Origin of the sequence: Actinokineospora diospyrosa (assembly GCF_024171925.1) — a bacterium.
GTDB classification, from domain to species: Bacteria; Actinomycetota; Actinomycetes; order Mycobacteriales; family Pseudonocardiaceae; genus Actinokineospora; species Actinokineospora diospyrosa.
In genome coordinates, this window is record NZ_JAMTCO010000010.1 from 203,908 (window position 1) to 223,740 (window position 19,833).

The 19,833-nt window shown below is 70.1% G+C and carries 19 protein-coding genes; 8 read left to right on the plus strand and 11 right to left on the minus strand.

What is annotated here, in order from left to right:
• Positions 1-47 precede the first annotated feature (47 nt).
• Genes LV75_RS21220 through LV75_RS21230 form a run of 3 tightly spaced genes read right to left on the minus strand, consistent with a single transcriptional unit; the run spans position 48 to position 2,377 of the window.
• Entirely contained in the window at positions 48-1,625 is a 1,578-nt protein-coding gene (locus LV75_RS21220; protein WP_253888737.1) for a lysozyme family protein, read from the minus strand.
• Entirely contained in the window at positions 1,626-1,925 is a 300-nt protein-coding gene (locus tag LV75_RS21225) for a type VII secretion target (protein WP_253888738.1), read from the minus strand.
• A gap of 17 nt (positions 1,926-1,942) precedes the next feature.
• The gene (locus LV75_RS21230; RefSeq protein ID WP_253888739.1) at positions 1,943-2,377 is read right to left on the minus strand and encodes a YbaB/EbfC family nucleoid-associated protein; all 435 of its coding nucleotides are present in this window, start codon (positions 2,375-2,377) and stop codon (positions 1,943-1,945) included.
• Positions 2,378-2,547: 170 nt separating this feature from the next.
• Between LV75_RS21230 and LV75_RS21235 the strand changes: the two genes are divergently transcribed.
• The 3 genes from LV75_RS21235 (at position 2,548) to LV75_RS21245 (ending at position 5,048) form a co-directional block, all read left to right on the plus strand.
• Complete coding sequence (locus LV75_RS21235; RefSeq protein WP_253888740.1) at positions 2,548-3,444, plus strand: ABC transporter ATP-binding protein; 897 nt, start codon at positions 2,548-2,550, stop codon at positions 3,442-3,444.
• Positions 3,441-4,628, plus strand: coding sequence for an ABC transporter permease (locus LV75_RS21240; protein WP_253888741.1), 1,188 nt, complete (start codon positions 3,441-3,443; stop codon positions 4,626-4,628). Before LV75_RS21235 ends, LV75_RS21240 begins: the two co-directional genes overlap by 4 nt.
• 78 nt (positions 4,629-4,706) lie before the next feature.
• Positions 4,707-5,048: a hypothetical protein gene (locus LV75_RS21245; RefSeq protein WP_308211016.1), complete on the plus strand. Its 342-nt coding sequence runs from the start codon at positions 4,707-4,709 to the stop codon at positions 5,046-5,048.
• Here LV75_RS21245 and LV75_RS21250 read toward each other — a convergent pair whose 3' ends face one another.
• From LV75_RS21250 to LV75_RS21270, 5 genes are all read right to left on the minus strand, one after another.
• Positions 5,049-6,383, minus strand: a complete 1,335-nt coding sequence (locus LV75_RS21250; RefSeq protein WP_301319521.1) for a cryptochrome/photolyase family protein — start codon at positions 6,381-6,383, stop codon at positions 5,049-5,051. It lies immediately after the preceding gene.
• A gap of 41 nt (positions 6,384-6,424) precedes the next feature.
• Positions 6,425-7,507, minus strand: coding sequence for a hypothetical protein (locus LV75_RS21255; RefSeq protein ID WP_253888743.1), 1,083 nt, complete (start codon positions 7,505-7,507; stop codon positions 6,425-6,427).
• A gap of 83 nt (positions 7,508-7,590) precedes the next feature.
• A complete protein-coding gene (locus LV75_RS21260; protein WP_253888744.1) occupies positions 7,591-8,346 on the minus strand; it encodes a hypothetical protein in 756 nt (251 codons plus the stop codon).
• 495 nt (positions 8,347-8,841) lie between these two features.
• Positions 8,842-10,158, minus strand: a complete 1,317-nt coding sequence (locus tag LV75_RS21265) for a citrate synthase (RefSeq protein ID WP_253888745.1) — start codon at positions 10,156-10,158, stop codon at positions 8,842-8,844.
• A gap of 174 nt (positions 10,159-10,332) precedes the next feature.
• Entirely contained in the window at positions 10,333-10,947 is a 615-nt protein-coding gene (locus tag LV75_RS21270) for a TetR/AcrR family transcriptional regulator (protein WP_253888746.1), read from the minus strand.
• Positions 10,948-11,033: 86 nt separating this feature from the next.
• On the opposite strand from LV75_RS21270, the gene LV75_RS21275 reads away from it, so the two are divergent.
• Positions 11,034-12,179: an acyl-CoA dehydrogenase family protein gene (locus tag LV75_RS21275; protein WP_253888747.1), complete on the plus strand. Its 1,146-nt coding sequence runs from the start codon at positions 11,034-11,036 to the stop codon at positions 12,177-12,179.
• Between the two features lie 153 nt (positions 12,180-12,332).
• A complete protein-coding gene (locus LV75_RS21280) occupies positions 12,333-12,953 on the plus strand; it encodes a hypothetical protein (RefSeq protein WP_253888748.1) in 621 nt (206 codons plus the stop codon).
• A gap of 355 nt (positions 12,954-13,308) precedes the next feature.
• On the opposite strand, the gene LV75_RS21285 is transcribed toward LV75_RS21280, so the two are convergent.
• Complete coding sequence (locus LV75_RS21285) at positions 13,309-14,520, minus strand: amidohydrolase (RefSeq protein ID WP_253888749.1); 1,212 nt, start codon at positions 14,518-14,520, stop codon at positions 13,309-13,311.
• Between the two features lie 61 nt (positions 14,521-14,581).
• A complete protein-coding gene (locus LV75_RS21290) occupies positions 14,582-15,466 on the minus strand; it encodes an aldose 1-epimerase family protein (protein ID WP_253888750.1) in 885 nt (294 codons plus the stop codon).
• A gap of 64 nt (positions 15,467-15,530) precedes the next feature.
• Here LV75_RS21290 and LV75_RS21295 point away from each other — a divergent pair, with 64 nt between their 5' ends.
• Complete coding sequence (locus LV75_RS21295; RefSeq protein WP_253888751.1) at positions 15,531-16,094, plus strand: TetR/AcrR family transcriptional regulator; 564 nt, start codon at positions 15,531-15,533, stop codon at positions 16,092-16,094.
• A 2-nt stretch (positions 16,095-16,096) separates the two neighbouring features.
• On the plus strand, positions 16,097-16,921 hold the full coding sequence (locus LV75_RS21300; RefSeq protein WP_253888752.1) for an MBL fold metallo-hydrolase: 825 nt from the start codon (positions 16,097-16,099) through the stop codon (positions 16,919-16,921).
• Here LV75_RS21300 and LV75_RS21305 read toward each other — a convergent pair.
• Positions 16,911-18,272: an APC family permease gene (locus LV75_RS21305; protein WP_253888753.1), complete on the minus strand. Its 1,362-nt coding sequence runs from the start codon at positions 18,270-18,272 to the stop codon at positions 16,911-16,913. The two genes, LV75_RS21300 and LV75_RS21305, sit on opposite strands and share 11 nt — an antisense overlap.
• Positions 18,273-18,352: 80 nt before the next feature.
• On the opposite strand from LV75_RS21305, the gene LV75_RS21310 reads away from it, so the two are divergent.
• Positions 18,353-19,833, plus strand: a 1,481-nt coding sequence (locus LV75_RS21310; protein WP_253888754.1) for a tetratricopeptide repeat protein, incomplete at its 3' end; no start/stop codon positions are given.

Sequence of the window (19,833 nt, forward strand, 5' to 3'; positions counted from 1 at the left end):
AGAACCGCCGCCACCTCAAGAGGTGACGGCGGTTAGTCCACAAGAGACTACTGCGGCGTGATCACCACCGGGGTACCCGGCTGCCCCACGAGCCCCTGCAGCGCGTTGAGCAGCGATCCCCACTCGGACAGGAAGTACCTGATCCCGGCCAGCATGTTGTCGACCGGCTTCCAGATGTCGTCGAAGCCGGGCAGCTTGTGCTGGTCGAACACCGGGTCGGGCAGTTGGCAGATGCCCTTGGGCGGGAACCCGTTGGCCGCGTTCGGGTCCTGGAGGTTGACCGCGTGCGGGTTGCCGCCGGAGGTCCGGTCGACGATCTGCGCGATCTGCTCCGGGTTGATCTTGGCCGGGTCCACGCCGTGGTTGATCAGGACCTCGACCGCGGCGCCGATCCAGCGGGCCCGGTCCACCTGCGACGCCGGGGCGCCCGGGGTGGGCGGCGGGCCGCTGGGGCCCCAGACCGGTGAGCCGGTGGGCGGGCGCACCCCGCCGATCGGGCCGGGCACGACGCCGGGGGTGTAGGTACCGGGCTGGCCCTGGGTGCCGCCGGGCAGCGGCTGGTAGCCGCCGTAGCCGGGCACCGCGCCCTGGCCGTAGTTGGCCGCGTTCGTGCCGCTGCCGGGCAGCGGCTGGTACCCGCCGTACCCGGGCACCGCGCCTTGGCCGTAGTTCGCGGTGTTGGTCGTCGAGCCGGGCAACGGCTGGTAGCCGCCGTACCCGGGGACCGCCCCCTGGCCGTAGTTGGCGTTGTTGGTCGAGCCGTTCGGGTTGACGTAGTGCGCGCCCGAGGCGGTGTCGAGGTTTCCGGTGTTGACCGTCGGCGCCTGGGTGGTGCTCGCGCTCGGCGAGGTGTTCGCCTTGCCGCCGATGGTCGCCAGCAACTGCTTGACGGCCTTGGCGAGCTGCACGATCTTCTGCACCGTCTGCATGATCTTCTGCAGCGAGGAGACGAACTTCTGGATCTTGCCGAGGATCTTCTGCGCGGTCTGCACCGCCTGCACGACCGAGCGCGCGATGCCCTCGGCGATGCTGGCGCCGAAGCTCAGCCAGGCCTTGGCCAGCGCCTCGATGATGATCTGGATGACCTTCTGCACGCACTGGTTGATGAACTCCAGCACGGTCTTGCGCACCTCGGCGAGCAGCTTGCCCGCGCCGTTGATGGCCTGGCCGACGCCCTTGCTGACCTCGGCGAGCGCGTCGAGGCCCTCGGCCTGGGTGGCGGCGGCGCGGCGGTAGGAGTCACCGGCCTTGCCCTGCCAGTTGCAGGTCTGGGTGCGCACCGCGTCGCGGTACTTCTGCGCCGACTGGATCAGCTGGTCGCCAGCCTTGACCCAGCCCTGGGCGCTGTTGATGATCGAGTTCGCGTCGCCGAGGAGCTTGTCGAAGGGCTCCTTGAGGAACTTGATGTGGTTGATGATCCAACCGAAGCCCGCGCTGGCGCACGCGCCGAGCGGGTCGCCCGCGATGTTGATGACGTCCATCGCGACGTTGGTGATCTGCAGGCCCGCGTCGAGCCAGTCACCGCGCTCGATCGCGGACTTGGCGCCCTTGATGTCGTTGTTGAGGGCGGTGGCCGCCTGCCCGCCGGTGGACTGCCCTGCCGTCGTCGTCGCCGTGGTGGTCACTTACAGCCTCCCGCCGAAAGTCGCCGCGTTGCCCAGGTCGATGCGCTCGTAGTCGCGCGCGACGTCCTCGATCCCCTTGCGGACGTCGTCGATCGCGGTCGCCACCTTCTGGATGCCCTGCAGCACGTCCCCGCAGGCGGCCAGGATCGCGGTGGCGAAGAACTGGCCGATCACCCCGTACGCGGCGTTCGAGACCGACTGCGTCGCCCCGGTCGCCGACTGCACCTGCGCGGCGCAGGTCGCGACGGTGGCGGCGTGTGCCCGCAGCTCCGCCACGTTGACGTTGAACCCAGTACCCATGAGATCCGCCTTGCTGTCTAGTGGACGACTTCGGGGGGGTTGTCGAAGTACTCGTCGTCGGAGCGCCGGTCGCGGGGCTTGGCCGCGGCCGGGTTGTCCACCGCGTCCCCGGTGTAGCCCTGGGGCAGGTAGGACTTGACGACGTCGAGCGCGGAGGAGTCGCCGACCAGTTCCTCCATCGCCGCCACCACCTTGGCGCCCGCGTCGCGCTGGGCCTGCCTGGTGACGTCGAGGATGACCCTCGCCAGCTGCTCGGGCTCCAGTTCGCGCACGCCGGGCCGCAGCACCAGGTCGGTGGTGACCCCGGACGCGGACACCCGCACGGTCACCTCGCCGTCGGACGAGCTCGCCGACCCGCCCACCTCGCGCAGGGCCTTCTCCGCCTTCTGCGCACCGGCCGCGGCCTTCTGCAGCGTCTCGTCGTACTGCGCGAGCCACTGTTCAGGGTTCATCGCCACACCACTTCCCTGGTCCTGCCTGGAGCATCCGCCTGTCGTTGGACGGAGCATCGCGCGTTCGGTTCCGCGCCGGGCGGCAATCGACCAACTCGTTTGCAGGCGCACCCGACCAGCGGGTAACCGGGGTCGCCCGACCCGCAATACTGGGCCGTGGGAGGTGGGCGATGCTCGAGGTCGACGGCGTCACCAAGCGCTTCGGCGACGTGCTGGCCTGCGACCGCGTCACCTTCGACGTGGCCGCCGGTGAGCTGTTCGGCTTCGTCGGCGGCAACGGCGCGGGCAAGACGACCACGATGCGGATCGTGCTCGGCGTGCTGGCCCAGGACGCCGGGTCGGTGCGGTTCGCGGGCGCCCCGGTCGAGCACGCGGCGCGGCGGCGGTTCGGCTACCTGCCGGAGGAGCGCGGCCTCTACCCGCGGATGCGGGTCCTGGAGCAGCTGGTCTACCTCGCCGAGCTGCACGGCGCGGGCATCAACGCCGCGCACCGGGCTGCGGAGCACTGGATCAGCAGGCTCGGCCTGCGCGAGCACCGCGACACCGAGCTGCAGCGGCTGAGCCTGGGCAACCAGCAGCGGGTGCAGCTGGCCGCCGCGCTGGTGCACGACCCGCTGCTGCTGGTGCTCGACGAGCCGTTCTCCGGGCTGGACCCGCTCGCGGTCGACGTGCTGGTCGAGGTGCTGCGCGAGCAGGCGCGCGCCGGGGTGCCGGTGGTGTTCTCCAGCCACCAACTCGACCTGGTCGAGCGGTTGTGCGACCGGGTGGGGATCGTCGCGGCCGGTCGGATCGTGGCGTGCGGGACGGTCGAGCAGTTGCGCGCGGGCACCGGCAGCACGCTGGTGGTCGAGGCGCCGGACGCGCCGCCGGACTGGGCAAGCGGGCTGCCCGGGGTCACCGTGCTGGGGGTCCACAGCGGACAGACGCGGCTGCGGGTCGCGCCCGGGGTCGACGACCAGCCGATCCTGGCCGCGGCGCTGGCCACCGGCCGGGTGCGCGGGTTCACCCACCACCACCCGTCGCTGGCGGAGTTGTACCGTGATGTGGTGGGAGTGGGCAGCAGGTGACCTCGCGGCACACGGTGTGGCTGGTGGCGCGGCGGGAGTTGCGCACCAGGCTGCGGGCCAGGTCCTTCCTCGTCGGCACGGCGGTCTCGATCGCCATCCTGGTCGGGTTCGTGCTCATGCAGAGCACCCTGTTCGGCGGCGAGCGCGTCACCCGGGTCGGGCTGTCCGGCCAGGCGGCGGCGATCTCCGCGCCGCTGGCCGAGGAGGCCCGTTCGCTCGGGCTGGACGTCCAGGTCAGCACGGTCCGCGACGCCTCGGCCGGTGAGGCCGCTGTCCTCGACGGTGACCTGGACGCGCTGGTGACCGGTACCCCCGCCGCGCTGCACGTGGTGGTGGACGAGTCCCTCGACGAGAACCTGCGGCGGGCGCTGAACACGCTGGTCCAGGAAGAGGTCCTGCGGGCCCAACTGGCCGCGGTCGAGGAGTTGGACCCCGACCACGTCTTGGGGACGGTGGCCGACGCGACGGTCGACGTGCGGTCGCTGCGCGCGCCGGACCCGACCCACGACGAGCGCCTGGCTATGGCGCTCGTCATCGTCGCGCTGCTGTACCTGTCGTTGCTGCTGTACGGGACGATGGTCGCCCAGGGTGTCGTCGAGGAGAAGTCCAGCCGGGTCGTGGAGATCCTGCTCGCGGCGGTGCGCCCGTGGGAGTTGCTGGCGGGCAAGGTCGTCGGGCTGGGGCTGGTCGGCTTGGCCCAGCTGACCGTGGTCGGCGGGGTCGGCGTGGTGCTGGCCGTGGTGACCGACGTGTTGACCATCCCGGGCGTCGCGGTGGGGACGCTGCTCTGGGGCCTGCTGTGGTACCTGCTGGGCTACCTGTTCTACGCCACGGTGTTCGCCGCGGCCGGTTCGCTGGTGTCGCGCCAGGAGGAGACGCAATCGGTCCTGCTGCCGGTCACCTCGGTGCTGGTCCTGGCGTTCGTGCTCGGCTTCGGCTTGCTGTCACGCATCCCCAACTCGAGTGCGACGGCGGTGCTGTCGGTTTTGCCCCCGTTCGCACCGATCTTGATGCCGGGGCGGTTGGCGCTGGGCACGGCGACCGGGTGGGACGTCGCGCTCGCCGTCGTGCTGATGCTCGTCTCGGTGGCCGCGCTCACCTGGTTGGCCGGTCGCATTTACGCCAGGGCCGTGCTGCGCACCGGTCCGCGGCTGCCGTTGCGCGAGGCGCTGCGCAAAGCGTGACCAGCTTGGCCCTGTAGGAAGCCCCCGCCGGTGCGTAGCGTGGCAGCCGTCGAACGGGCGGGAGCGGGGAGGCCAGTGGTGATCGAGGGCGGGCAGGTGTTCCGGCGGGCGTGGGTGGACGGGGTGCGCAAGCACTTCTCCGACACGGGGTACGTGGCGCTGTGGTCGGAGCTGCCCGAGTGGGAGCGGGCGAGCGCCAACGAGGTGTACGCGCTGGTCCGCGCCTTCGTCGAGGCGGGCGGGACCGAGGGGTTGAGCCGGGTCCAGAAAGGACGGTTCGTCGCGCTGTGCTGGTCGGCTCAGGCCAACCGGCACGGCGGCGCGCCCGCGGCCGACTGGGACCAGCTGTCCCCTTGGCAGCGGGAGACCAACGCCGACGTGTTCGAGCACATCGAGGGGCTCATCATCGGCGTCCGGTGATCACTTGATCTTGCCGTAGCGCTCCAGGGCGACTTCCCGCTCGTGCTTGTGGTCGACGATCGGGGCGGGGTAGCCGGGGACGTCCGGGGGCTGGTGGGCCTTCTTGCCCGCCACCCCGCGCAACTCGGGGACGTAGCGGCGCACGTAATCGCCGCTCGGGTCGAACTTCTCCCCCTGCGTCGTCGGGTTGAAGACGCGGAAGTAGGGGGCCGCGTCGGTGCCGGAACCAGCGGTCCACTGCCAGCCGTGCTGGTTGGACGCCAGGTCGCCGTCGACCAGGTGGCGCATGAAGTGCCGGGCACCCCACCACCAGGGCAGGTGCAGGTCCTTGACCAGGAAGCTGGCGACGATCATGCGGACCCGGTTGTGCATCCAGCCCTCCGCGAGCAACTGCCGCATCCCGGCGTCGACGATGGGGTAACCGGTCTCGCCCCGGCACCAGGCGTCGAAGTGGTCGGTGGCGCCGGTGTCGTGCGACATCGCGTTGAACTTGGGGTTGTAGTTCTCGCGGGCGGTCTCGGGGCGGTGCCACAGCACGTCCGCGTAGAAGTCGCGCCAAGCCAGTTCGTTGCGGTAGGTCTGGGCGCCCTCGGAGTGGCCGAGGTCGGCCAGCAGGGTCCTCGGGTGCACGCAGCCCCAGCGCAGGTACGCGGACATGCGGCTGGTCCCGTCGACGTCAGGCCGGTCCCGGTCGCGCTTGTAGTGCTCGGCGTCGAACTCGGCCCAGGCGTCGTGGGCGGCCCGCTCCCCCGCGGCCGGGAGCTCGGCGGACACCGCCGGGTCGTCGGGGATCCGCACGCGCCGGGGTCCACCGTCCTTTTCGGAGGGATCAATCCAGTCCACAGTAGAGGCAGAGGTGTCCGCGGGCTTGCGCCACCCGTGCTCGCGCCACGCCCGGCTGAACGGCGTGAACACCCGGTACGGCTCCCCGTCGGACTTCAGCACCCGCCCCGGCGCCACCGCGTACGGCGACCCGGTGCGCACGAAGTCGACGTCCAGCGCCTTCGCCACCGCCGCGTCCCGCTCCCGGCCGTACGGACCGAAGTCCGCCGACACGTGCACCGAGTCGGCCCCGACCGCGGCCACCACCCGCGGCACCACGTCCACCGGGTCGCCGCGCACCACCAGCAACCGGCCGTCCAACTGCTCGTCGAGGTCGCGCAGGCAGCGGTACATGAACGCCAACCGCGCATTCCCCGACGGCGCCCCGAGCCGCTCGTCGAGGACGAACAGCCCCAGCGCCCGGGACCCCCGCTCCGCGGCGGCGAGCAGCGCGGGGTGGTCCCCGGTCCGCAGATCACGTCGAAACCACACCACCGAAGTCACGGCGCGCAACGCTACCCAGGACCCCGCCCCACCGCCGAACGGCCACCCGATCAGGGCGGGTCGGTCCGCCAGAGCACGGCATCGGCGGACTCCGCGTCGAGCCGCTGCACCGGCATGCCGAACGCGATCGCCGTGGTGCCGCTCACCGCGACGTCGGTGATCCGCATGGCCCGGTCGAACCCGTTGGCCCGGGCGGGGAGTCGGGTGAAGTCGGCGCCGTCGGCCGAGTGCCACACCACGCCGGACACATCGCCCAGGGTCTCCCCGACGGCGACGAACCCGGCACCCCAGGGGCGGATGGCCCAGACATCGCGCTGGCTCACCGGGACGACGCCCGCGTCCGGGAGTTGGCCGGGGTCGACCCGTGCCGCGTGCCACGAGCCGTCCCGGCGGTACCAGATCCTGGGTTCATCGGACGGGTTGTCCGGGTCCAGTTCGATCTGGCGCTCCACCACCACCGTCCGCGCGTTGCCCGCGACGGTCTCGACCGTGACGTACTCACCCTGCGGGAACCCACCGGAGAGGTCTTGCCAGTCCTTGCCGTCAGCGGACTGGAGCAGCGTCGCGCGCCCCGGGTCGGAGACCGCGAGGAGGAAGCCTTCCGGGGTGGCGGCGGCGGTCACGACCCGGGGTTTGCCCACGGCCAGCGGGATCGAACGCGCAACGGCGGCGGGGAAGGACTTCCCGTCCGGCGAGTACCAGACGTAGATGTCGGGATCGGTCTCCTCGAGGGCCCTGCCCCACGCGACCAAGAGCACACCCCGCGGACCGGCGACGATGGCGGTGTCCGCCTCGAACGGCGACCGGGTCGTGAACTGGTTGCGCGCCAACGGGACGCTGTCCCAGCCAGCTCCGTCCTCGGTGCGCCAGACGACCGGTCCGCGCGCGCTCCACCCCGCGACGTAAGCGGCCGGACCGTAGCCCGCGGCGACCGTGCCGACGGTCGAGGCGATCCAGGTGAAGTCGGGTGAGGTCGATACCCGCCAGTCGACGCCGTCTTTGGACACGTGAACCGCAGGTGGGTTGTCCGGGATGGTCTTCGCTACGAGGAAACCGCGGTCCCAGCCGACCGCCCGCGCGCCGTAGTCGAAGCTCAGCGGCGTCTTGTTCTCCAGCGGCGTCCAGGTTGGCAATGCGGGGGCGGGTGCTGGCGGGTTCGGTTCTGGATCACACGACACCGTGGCCGCGAGCAGTACAGCCACCACACCGATACGGGCTAACACACCGGTTGCCACGTCTTCATCTCCGATACGCAGAACTGCCGCGACGACGATCCCGCCGCCGTGCGGAAAGGTTTCCCGTTGTCATCCACCACCAGTTCCCCACTCTCGGTGCCGGAAGTCCATGACAGCAACAACCGCCACTGCACGTCACCGGCCTTCGTCAGGACAGTGATCACGAACTGCTCCGGCTCGGTTTCGCTGACCCGGTAGGGGAATCCACCGGCGCCCGCCTCAGCCACGACCTGGGGTTCGGCGGCATCCAGCGCAACGCTGTACTTCCTCGGCCGGAGATCACCAGCGCACACGGACGGCAGGTAGACCCCGGCCGGGGCGGGCGAGCGGCGCACCACCTCGACCGACATCCCCTGCAAGACCACGGCTTTCCCGGTCAGCCCCTGCACCGTGACGGTGACCACCGTGCCGCTGCTCGCCACGGCGTCGGCGGGCAGGCCGTCGCGGTACGGGATCGGCGCGTCGCCCCGGTCCGGGATGACCCAACCCGAGGTGCACGGCACGTCGAGCCTGGCAACCGCAGCGACAGGTGGACCCCGGTCAGCGACCGGCGGCGCCTCCGGGACGGGGTCGGGCTGCACGGCGATCACCACGATCCCGGCGACCAGTGCCAACGCGAGCGCCGCCAACGCGTACACACCGCGGCGGTCGTTCGAGCGGAAGACGACATCGCCGACCTTGCGGGCCTGCACAACGTCCCGCGCCTTGCCCGGCAGCGAGTTCTTGGCATCACCCATGCAGCCATTGTGCTCAGGTGATCAACCCCCGGAGGTCCGCTCGGGTGATCAACCCCCGGGACGGCGAGCGGCGCCGCCCCGGGGTGGGGTGGCGCCGCTTCGTGCGGGTGGAGCTCAGTGCGGTGGGCCCAATGCACTGGAGCCCGGTGCGGTGGGCTCAAGCAGTGTGTCCGCGCTGTGGCTGGGAGTGCGTGCGGCTCGCCGGGCGGGGTATCCGTGTGTCCGCGCTGTGGCTGGCAGTGCGGTCGGCTCGATGGGGCGAGGTGCCCGTGTGGCCGCGGGTGGCTGGGAATGCGGTTGGCTCGATGGGGCGAACTTGTTTTGCGCGGGGCCCCTACAACACCCGTGACAGGTCCGCACAGCAGGGGCCGAAAAGACTGGCCCTGCCGCGAGGAAACGCTACGGGTGCCGTCCCCCCACGCAAAACAAGTCCGCCCCATCGAGCAGAAGCAGAGTGGAGAGGGTGGTGGTTGTGCCTTGAGTGGTGGGGGTGGGTCAGCGTTCGGTGACGGACTTGTACTCGCGCTCGGTGTGGCCGGTGTAGACCTGGCGCGGGCGGCCGATCTTGGTGGCCGGGTCGTTCATCATCTCGCGCCAGTGGGCGATCCAGCCGGGGAGGCGGCCGAGGGCGAACAGCACCGTGAAGAACTTGGTGGGGAAGCCCATCGCCCGGTAGATCAGGCCGGTGTAGAAGTCCACGTTCGGGTAGAGCTTGCGCTGGATGAAGTAGTCGTCGGCGAGTGCGTGCTCTTCGAGCTGCTTGGCGATGTGCAGCAGGGAGTCGTCACCGCCGAGTTTGCCGAGGATCTCGTCGGCGGTCTTCTTGATGATGGCGGCGCGCGGGTCGTAGTTCTTGTAGACCCGGTGCCCGAAGCCCATGAGCTTCACGCCGTCTTCTTTGTTCTTGACCTTCTTGACGAACGAGTCGACGTCGCCGCCGGAGTCGCGGATTCCCTCGAGCATCTCGAGGACCGCGCTGTTGGCGCCACCGTGCAGCGGGCCGAACAACGCGTTGATGCCCGCCGACACGCTCGCGAACAGGTTGGCCTCGGAGGAACCGACGAGGCGGACCGTCGAGGTCGAGCAGTTCTGCTCGTGGTCGGCGTGCAGGATGAACAGCAGGTCCAGCGCGCGCACCAGGGCCGGGTCGAGGTCGTAGTTCTCGGCCGGGAACCCGAAGGTCATCCGCAGGAAGTTCTCCACCAGGCCAAGGGAGTTGTCCGGGTAGAGGAACGGCTGGCCGACGGACTTCTTGTACGCGTAGGCCGCGATGGTGGGCAGCTTCGCCAGCAGGCGGATGGTCGAGATCTCCACGTGGTGGGAGTCGAACGGCTTGAGGCTGTCCTGGTAGAAGGTGGACAGCGCGGACACCGCGGACGACAGCACCGGCATCGGGTGCGCGTCGCGCGGGAAGCCGTCGAAGAAGCGCTTGAGGTCCTCGTGCAGCAGCGTGTGCCTGCTGATCTTGTGCGCGAAGTCGTCCAGCTCGGCCTGGCTGGGCAGCTCGCCGTAGATGAGCAGGTAGCTGACCTCGATGAAGGTGGAGCGTTCGGCGAGCTGCTCGATCGGGTAGCCCCGGTAGCGCAGGATGCCCGCGTCGCCGTCGATGTAGGTGATGGCCGACGAGCAGGACGCGGTGTTGACGAAGCCGGGGTCGAGGGTGACCAACCCGGTCTTGGCCAGCAGCTTGCCCAGGTCGACGCCTGACGTGCCTTCGGTTGCGGCCTCGATCGCCATCTCGTGCTCGCCGCCGGGGTAACGGAGGGCGGCGGTCTGCTCGGTGCCGGTGGGCACAGCGGTCCCGTCGGGCATGCAAGTACCTCTCACACTCGGGCAGGGCGGCGGTACGGCCGAGCCGGAACGGCCCTGGTCGGGTGCGATAATGCGCAGCACCGCCCCATTGGGGTCCTGAGCCTCCTACGCTAGTGCTCCGCGCGCATTACGGACAGCCGTGGCCGGGGCCCGTTAGCACGGTTGGGACACGTATCACAGGCGCAGCTGGGTTTTCACCGAATCAATGCCGCCTTGTGAACGGTTCAAACCGTCGAGCAACAGGTCCGCGAGGGCGGTGAAGGCCTCGCCGTCGGAGACGCCCGCGCGGTGGCCGAGTACGCCGGTCTGGATGCCCTCGATGAGCCACCCGGCCATCTCGGCGACCAGTGGGGCGTGCACGTCGCGGAACAGGCCCTCGGCGACACCCGCTCGGATGAACTCGCGGATCCGCTCGGCGGCGGCTTTGGCGTTGCGTTCGTACACCGCGCGGGTGGGGGCGAAGGCGGCGACGTCGGCGATGAAGGCGGGCGAGGCGACGGTCATCTCGGTGGCGGCGCCCTCGAGGTAGGCGGCGATGCTGGCGCGGGCGTCGGTGGCCAGCGCCACCCGCTTCTCGACCCGTTCGGTGGCGCAGCGGAAGAAGTGACCGACCACCTTGCGGGCTAACTGCTCCTTGCTCGGCGCGAGCGCGTACAAGGTGGACTTCGAGCAGCGCAACCGCGCCGCGAAGTCGTCGAGGGTGGTGTCGGCGAACCCCTCCGCGAGGAAGATGCCCAGCAGTTCCTCCAGCAGTGCCGCCTGCCGCGCTGTCGGGTTCCGCCGAGTCATACCTGCAGAGTATCGACAGCTCAGCGACCCGGACAGTACTCTGAGGCGTCCTGTAGTACTGGTTCTGGTACCCCGGAGGCCCGACCATGCCTGCCGAGCGCCTGCTGCCCTCGACCGAGGCTGAGGACCTGCTCAAGCTGACCCGCGAGATCGCCCGCGACGAGCTCGCGCCGCTGGCCGCCGAGTACGAGGAGCAGGCCAGGTTCCCGCGCGAGCAGTTCCGGCTGCTGGGCCGCAGCGGCCTGCTCGGGCTGCCCTACCCGGAGCGCTGGGGCGGCGCCGCGCTGTCCTACGAGGTGTACCTGCAGGTGCTGGAGGAGGTCGCGACCGCGTGGATGTCGGTCGGCGTCGGCCTGTCGGTGCACACGATGTCCTGCTACGCGCTGGCCGAGCACGGCACCGACGAGCAGCGCGGGCGGTGGCTGCCGGACATGCTGGGCGGCGAACTGCTCGGCGCCTACGCGCTCTCGGAGAGCCACGCCGGGTCGGACGCGGCCGCGCTGAGCACCCGGGCCCGCCGCGACGGCGACGACTACGTGGTGAACGGCACCAAGGCGTGGATCACACACGGTGGCCAGGCCGACTTCTACACGACCATGGTGCGGACCTCCGACGACGGCGGCCGGGGCATCAGCTGCCTGCTGGTCGAGGCGGGCACCCCCGGACTGGGGTTCGCGGCACCGGAGAAGAAGATGGGGCTGACCGGGTCCACCACAACCCAGGTGCTGTTCGAGGGCGCCCGGGTCGGCGCCGACCGGCTGCTCGGCGCCGAGGGCCAGGGCTTCAAGATCGCGCTGAACGCGCTGAACTCCGGCCGGTTGGGCATCGCCGCGTGCGCGGTCGGCCTGGCCCAGGCGGCGCTGGACGAGGCGGTGGCCTACGCCAAGCAGCGGGTCCAGTTCGGCCGGGCGATCGCGGAGTTCCAGGGCGTGGAGTTCCTGCTCGCCGACATGGCGGCCGCGGTGGAGTCGGCGCGGGCCACCTACCTGGAGGCGGCGCGGCGGCGCGACCGGGGGCTGCCGTTCGTCCGGCAGGCCTCGATCGCCAAGCTCATCGCCACCGACGCGGCCATGCGGGTGACCACCGACGCCGTCCAGGTGCTCGGCGGCGCCGGGTACACCCGGGACTTCCCGGTCGAGCGGTACCTGCGAGAGGCCAAAGTCCCGCAAATCTTCGAAGGGACCAACCAGATCCAACGGATGGTGATCGCTCGCCAACTGCGCGGCGCCTGAATCGACCCGCTCGGCGGGAAACCACCCGGTTGGGAAAACGGTCAGTGGGAAAACGGCGAAAACCCGCGCGGGTGGGCCCATCACGCTTTACGGTCCGCCGGCGATTCCCTCTCAGTGGGGAACCGCAGCCGACCGCGTGGACGAGGGTGATCGATGAGCCAGCCGATCCTTGCCGAGCACGTCGTGGACATCCTGGCCAGGCTGGTGACCCACCGTGTTGACGGCGCGGACAAGCGGGCGGCCGACACCCTGCTCGACGCCGTGGTCGGCAGACTGCGCCGGATCCGACGGGCCCAGGCGTTCGACCTGTTCGAGTCGGACCCGAGCGCACCCGGCCACCGGCGCACCCTGGTCGACCTGCTCAACCACGAGTTCGCCACCGACCCCGGCTTCCGCGACGCGGTAGCAGGCCTGGCCTCGGCAGCGGGCGCCCCAGCGGAGCGCGGGCCCGCCGCGCGCAAGGACCCGCGGCCGTCCAAGCGGGTACTACTCGGCGCAGGCGCCGCAGTGGCCGCGATCGCCCTGGTACTCGGCGGCCGAGCGCTATACCTCGGCGTCGTCGAAGAGGCGGAATTGGACGGCACAACCCCGTGCCGCACATTCTGGGCGTTGAAAGAACCGGAACAGCGCAGTTTATTGGCCCGCGCCTACGAAAAGCACGGAGAAACGCGCCGGGCGGACGAACCCTATATCGTCGCCCGAACCCTCTACGCGTGTGGACAAAACCCGGAAAGCACGGTCGACGACATCATCTCAGCGACCGCGATGCCCTGAGTCCGGAGTGGACACCATCCACCCCCTCACCCTCACTCCCACCCTTCACGCCCCGCCCCCGCCCTCACCCCCCACCAACCCCACCCCTGTTCTTGCTCGATGGGGCGGACTTGTTTTGCGTGGGGGGACAACACCCGTAGCGTCGCCTCGCAGCAGGGCCATGCTTTTCGGCCCCTGCTGTGCGGTCCTGCCACGGGTGTTGTAGGGGCCCCACGCAAAACAAGTTCGCCCCATCGAGCCCACCGCACTCCCAACCCCAGCACGGACACACGGGCACCTCGCCCCATCGAGCCAACCGCACTCCCAAACACCCGCGGACCCGTCGATGCTTGGCGGTGTGGCCGTGCCGCGCGGGTCAGCCCCGGTAGTACGGGTCCGCGGTCTCGCCGAGCCCGGTCTCGTCGTTGAACACATAGACCTGCCGACCGCTGACGAACACCCGGGTGGCCCGGCTCATCACGTCAAGCGGGTCACCCGACCAGATGACGACGTCGGCGTCGAGGCCCGGTTTGAGCGCGCCGACCCGGTCGCCCAAGCCCATCATCTCCGCCGGGTTGACCGTGATCGACCGCAGTCCGGTGTCCGCGTCCAAGCCCTCCTTCACCGCCAGGGTGACCTGGTGGACGAGGAAGTTGATCGGCACGACCGGGTGGTCGGTGGTGATCGCGATCCGCACGCCAGCGCGGGCGAGGATGCCCGGGTTGCGCAGCGTCCGCTGGCGCAGCTCGACCTTCACCCGGCTGGTGAACAGCGGCCCGATGACCACCGGCACGTCCCGCTCGGCGATCAGGTCGGCCAGCAGGTGCGCCTCGGTGCCGTGGTTGAGCACCAGCCGGTAGCCGAACTCCTCGGCCAGCCGCAGCGCGGTGGCGATGTCGTCGGCGCGGTGCGCGTGCTGGCACCACGGCAGGTCGCCGTCGAGCACCTTGGCGAGCGCCTCGTTGGTGAGGTCGCGGTCGAAGGGCTGGCCCTCGGCGGCGGCGTGCTCGCGGCGGGCCCGGTAGTCCTGCGCCTTGGTCAGCGCCTCGCGGATGATCGCCGCGACGCCGAGCCGGGTGGAGGGCATGACCTTCTTGTCGCCGTACACCCGCTTGGGGTTCTCGCCGAGCGCGCTCTTCATCGACACCGGGTCGCGCAGCAGCATCTCGTCGACCGTGCGGCCCCAGACCTTCACCGCGACGGTCTGCCCGCCGATGACGTTGCCGGAGCCGGGCTTGATCACCACGGTGGTGACGCCGCCCGCGAGCGCGTCGCGGAAGGCCTCGTCGGCTGGGTTGATGGCGTCGATCGCCTTGACCCGGGCCGTGTTCGGGTCGGTCATCTCGTTGGTGTCCTGGCCCGCCCAGCCCTCGGCCTCCTCGTGCACGCCGAGGTGGCCGTGCGCCTCGACGAAACCGGGCAGCACCCAGGAGCCGGACGCGTCGACGACCTCGGTGCCGTCGGGGATCTCGACCTCGTGCGACGGTCCGACCGCGAGGATCTTCCCGTCGTCGAACAGGACCGTGCCACCCTCGATCGGGGGACCATCGATCGGGACAACGTAGCCGCCAGTGACCGCGATTTTCACGCCGCAGACCCTATCCGCGAGTGCGCCGCCCGGCTCGGTGAACACGGTCCAGTGTCGACGGTCAGCGGGTCTTCGCCATCGGTGTAATGCCCCAGGAAGCCGACCAGTGCTCGCCGGGACCGGCGGTGATCAGGTCCACACCGGAGTTCAGCGCGTCCGGCGGGCAGGTCATGGGTTCGACGGCGACCGCGCCGCCGTCGTGGCCGGGGAAGGAGTCCGGTGTGTACACCTGGACCCACCGGAAGACCGGGTCGGCCCACAGGTCGACGCCGCCGCCGGGGCCGCGCAGGGTGTGGTGGACCCGGCCGTCGTCACCGGGCTGGCAGCCGCCGAAAGCGTCGTCGAGGGTGACTTCCCGGACCAGGCGGGCAAAACGGGCGATCGGGGTGGCCGGGCCGGACGGGACCATGCGCTCGGGGTCGAGCGGCAGGTGCGTGGTGGCGGCGAGGGTGAGCACGCAGTCGTCGACCTCGGCGCGGCCGGGGCGCGGGTACGGGTGGGCGCCGACGCCGAAGGGCATCGGCTCCGTGCCCAGGTTGGTGACGCCGTGGGTGACGGTGAGGCCCTCGGCGCCGACGGCGTAGGTCATGGTGGCGCGGAACGGGAAGGGCCAGCCGGGGCGCTCGTCGATGGTCACGGCGAGGGTGGCGGAGGCGTCAGCGTGCTCCACGACTTCCCAGGTCTCGCGGCGGACCAGGCCGTGGCTGGCGTTGCCGCGGGCGGGCTCGGTGACCTCGAGGTCGAGGGTCGCGCCGCCGTGCGACCACTTCGCGCCCGCCACCCGGTTGGGCCAGGGCACCAGGATCGCGCCAGAGCCCATCGGCGCGGCCTCGCCCGCGGGGAAGGTCTCCAGGTAGGGGACGTCGTCGACCTCGAAGGCGCGCAGGGTGGCACCGGTCGTGGTGATGGCCGCGGTGGTCGCGCCGGAGCTGATCTGGATCTCCATGCCGGGAGCCTACGGGGGATTCACGTTCCTGGCTTTTTGTAGACCGGTCTGTATAGTAACCGCCATGGCACGCCAGACCGACACCCGCGACCGCACGTTGCGCACCGCGGTCGACCTCTTCCGCGCCCGCGGCTACCACGGCACGGGCATGAACCAGGTGATCAGCGAGGGCAAGCTGCCCAAGGGGTCGCTGTACTTCCACTTCCCCGACGGCAAGGAACAACTGGCGGCGGAGGCGGTCGAACTGGCCGCGGCCGAGGTGTGCGGTTGGGTGGACGTCGCGTTCAGCCAGACACCGGACCCGGCCGCGGCGCTGTCGGTGATCACCGAGACACTGGCCGCCGGGCTGGTGGACTCCGACTACCAGCTGGGCTGTCCGATCGGGACACTGGCGCACGACGCCGGTGACACCGAGCGGGTCCGCGAGGCCTGCGCCGCCGCGTTCTCCTCGTGGCACGCGGTGATCAGCGGGCACCTCGCTAGGCACGGACTGTCCGAACCGGACTCATTGGCGACGGCCGTGCTGGCCGCGCTGGAAGGGGCGCAGCTCGTGGCGCGCAGCCAACGCGATGTCGCACCGCTGCGCGCGGTCGCCACGATGCTCGCGCCGTTGCTGAAGGGAGCATGACCATGCGGGTTCACCACTTGGACTGCGGTTCGATGCACCCGCCGGGCGGCGGGTTCGTGGACGGGGCACCCGGGTTGTTCCGGTACGCGCACATGGTGTGCCACGTGCTGCTGGCCGAGTCCGACGACGGCCTCGTGCTGGTGGACACCGGGTTCGGCGTGCGGGACCTGACCACGCCGAAGCAGACCCTGCCCGGCCCGTTCGTGGCCCTGGTGCGACCGGCGTTCGACGTGTCGCAGGCGGCGGTGCGCCAGGTCGCCGCGCTCGGCTTCGACCCGGCCGACGTGCGGCACATCATCCTGACCCACCTCGACCTGGACCACGCGGGCGGTCTGGTCGACTTCCCGGACGCCCGCGTGCACGTGCACGGCCCGGAACTGCGCGCCGCGCTCGACCAGGCGACGGCGGGCGAGCGCCAGCGGTACCGGAAGGCGCACTGGGCGCACGGGCCGAAGTGGGAGGTGCACGAGAGCGGCGGCGGGGACCGGTGGATGGGCCTGGAGTCCGTGCGGGGGTTGACGGGCCTGTCGGACGACTTCCGGTTGGTGCCTCTGGCCGGGCACACCCGCGGCCATTGCGGTGTCGCGGTGCGGTCCGACGAGGGCTGGCTGCTGCACGCGGGCGACTCCTACTTCAACGCCGCCGAGATGGCGCCTTCCCCGTCGTGCCCGCCGGGGTTGCGCGTGTTCCAGTCGCTGATGCAGGTGGAGGGCAAGGCCCGCAAGGCCAATCAGGAGCGCTTGCGGACTATGCTCCGCTCCCACCGCGCCGAGGTGAAGATCTTCTCCGCGCACGACGCGGCGGAGCTGGAACCGTTCACACGCTGAGCTTCTCCGCGTCGACCTGAACCCGGCCGTGCACCAGCCGGTTGATCAACCACAGCACCACTCCCACGCCGAGCAGGATCGCGGCGATCCCGTACTCCCGCGCGGGGCGTCCCGACAGCGGACTGGCCAGGTAGGCGCAGGTGATGGCGCCGATGACCGGAAGCGCTGTCGGGGCGCGGAAGTGCTTGTGCTCGACCTCGTCCTTGCGCAGCACCAGAACCGCGATGTTGACCACGGTGAAGACGATCAGCAGCAGCAACGAGGTCGTGCCGCCGAGCAGGTTGATGTCCACTGTGGCCACCAGCACGACCGCGATCAGACTGGTAAAGACGATGGACACCCACGGCGTCCTGCGCAGCGGGTGCACAGCGCCGAACACCTTCGGGATGATCTTCTCGTTGGCCATGCCGTAGACGAGCCTGCTCGCCATCAGCATGTTGATCAGTGCGGAGTTGATGACCGCGAGCAACCCGATCAGCGCGAACACCCACAGCGGGAAGCCGGGCGCGCCAACGGAGAGCACCTTCAGCAGGGCGTCGCTCTTGGCCCCGGCGAGGTCTTCGGCCGGCACCAGGAGGGACGAGGTGACCGCGACCAACACGTAGATCACGGCGGCGATGCCCATGCCGATGAGCATGGCGCGCGGGAAGATCTTGGTCGGTTCGCGGCACTCCTCGGCCATGTTGACCGAGTCCTCGAAGCCGACCATCGCGAAAAACGCCAGGGCGGTGGCGGAGCTGATGGCGATCAGCGGACTCTGCCCGGTGGTGTCGATCTCGGTGAGCCTGCCGGGGTCGCCCTGCCCGGACCCGATGGCGTAGAAGCCGACCACGATGATGATGAGCAGCCCGGACAGCTCGATCGCGGTGAGCACCACGTTGGCCCACAACGATTCCGCGACGCCGCGGAAGTTCACCGCCGCCAGCAGCACGATGAACCCGACCGCGATCCAGACGGTCGGGATGACGAGCGAGTCCCCCATCAGCTTCTTGAGGTAGGTGTTCCCGAACGCCTGCGCCGCCGACGCGGCCGAGGTGATCCCGGACGACATGACCGCGAAGGCGACCATGAAGGTGAGGAACTGGATCTTGAAGGCCCGGTTGGCGTACAGCGCGGCCCCGGCGGCCTTGGGGTACTTGCCGACCAGCTCCAGGTAGCTGAACGCGGTCAGGAACGCCACCGCGAAGGCGAGCAGGAAGGGGAGCCACAACGCGCCACCGATCTTGCCCGCGACCGTCCCGGTGAGCGCGTACACCCCCGTCCCGATGATGTCGCCGACGACGAACAGCAGCAACAGCCCGGGCCCGATGACCCGCTTCAACTCGGGCTGCGCACTCTCCTGGGTGGTCATGCCCGCTCACATCTCCCCACACGAGGCTGCCGAAACATCAGACCTCTCCGCACGGTAGTCCGTACGGGATGATGGTGCCCATGAACGACAACCGGCTGACCGGCGACGTGTCGGGGGCGGCGGCGCAGATCGGGGCGGTGTACGGCCAGGTGACCGTGGGCGGCGGTCGGTCGGGGCGGTTGCCGTACCGGTCGAGCTCGGTGCCGCCAGTGGTGAAAGACTTCCAGCCGCGGTCGGTGCCGGAGCTGGAATCGCTGGTCAGCGGCGGTGTGGTGCTGTCGGGCCTGGGCGGGGTCGGCAAGACCCAGACGGCGGCGGAGTACGCCCGGCGGCCGTGGTCGGTGGACCTGGTGGGCTGGGTGACCGCGTCAACCCGGACCAGCGTGGTCAGCGGTCTGGCGGACCTGGGCCGTGTCGTGTCGGACGCGGGCGATGACGAGGACGCCTACCGCCAGTTCCTGAACTGGTGCACCACCCATTCGTGGCTGGTGGTGTTCGACGACGTGGCGGATCCGGGCGAGTTGACGGGGCTGTTACCGCAGGGTCCGGACGGGCGGCTGGTGGTGACGACACGCCGGAACGAGCCGTGGGCGTTGGCTGCGGATAGCAGTGAGCTGGCACAGGTGGGGGTGTTCACGGCTGCGGAGTCGCACGCGTACCTGCGTGGGGTGCTGGGGGAGGTTGAGGGGATCGCTGAGCTGGCTGCACTGCTTGGGCACCTGCCGCTGGCGATCAGCCAGGCTGCGGCGTATGTGAAGCGGACTCCTGGGATGGACTGCCGCAAGTACGTGGCGAAGTGGTCGCGGAGCTCGCTGAAGCGGATGTTCCCTGGCGAGTGGGTCGGCGTGGATGGTCGGCGGGACACGGTGGTGACCACGTGGGGGATCTCCATCGAGGCGGCTGACCTACTTGAGCCTGTAGGGCTGGCGCGCCCGATGCTGACGGTGATGTCGCTACTGGATCCCAACGGCATTCCATTGCCGGTGCTCACATCGGGGCCGGTCTTGAGCTACTTGTCTTCCGGTAGTGGCGGGGAGGTAGATGGGGACGATGCCGCTGAGGCATTGGCCAACCTGGGCCGCCTGAACTTGATCTCCTTCGACGCCGACCAGGTGTTTGTGCACGCCCTGGTGCAAAAGGTAACCCGGGACCAACTGCCCAGCGACCGACTATCTGTATTGAGCCATGTGGCCGCGGACGCGCTGCTGAACTGTTGGCCACCAGTGGAGCGCGACACTGCCTTGGCAGCCATGTTGAGATTCAACACCGGCGTTCTGGCAGGCCATGCCAACACACACCTCTGGCACCCGGACGGCCACTCCGTGCTGTTCCGCGCAGGTAGCAGCCTGGGGAGAGCTGGACAGGTACACGCGGCGGTCACCTATCACCAAGAGCTTCATGCTGGCGCGAACCAACACCTTGGACCTGATCATCTAGACACACTCACCGCACGCAACAATCTCGCCTCCTGGCTCGGCGAAACCGGCAACGCAACAGCAGCGGCAGATGCCTTCACCGAACTGCTGGCTGACCAAATCCGCATCCTCGGACCAGACCACCC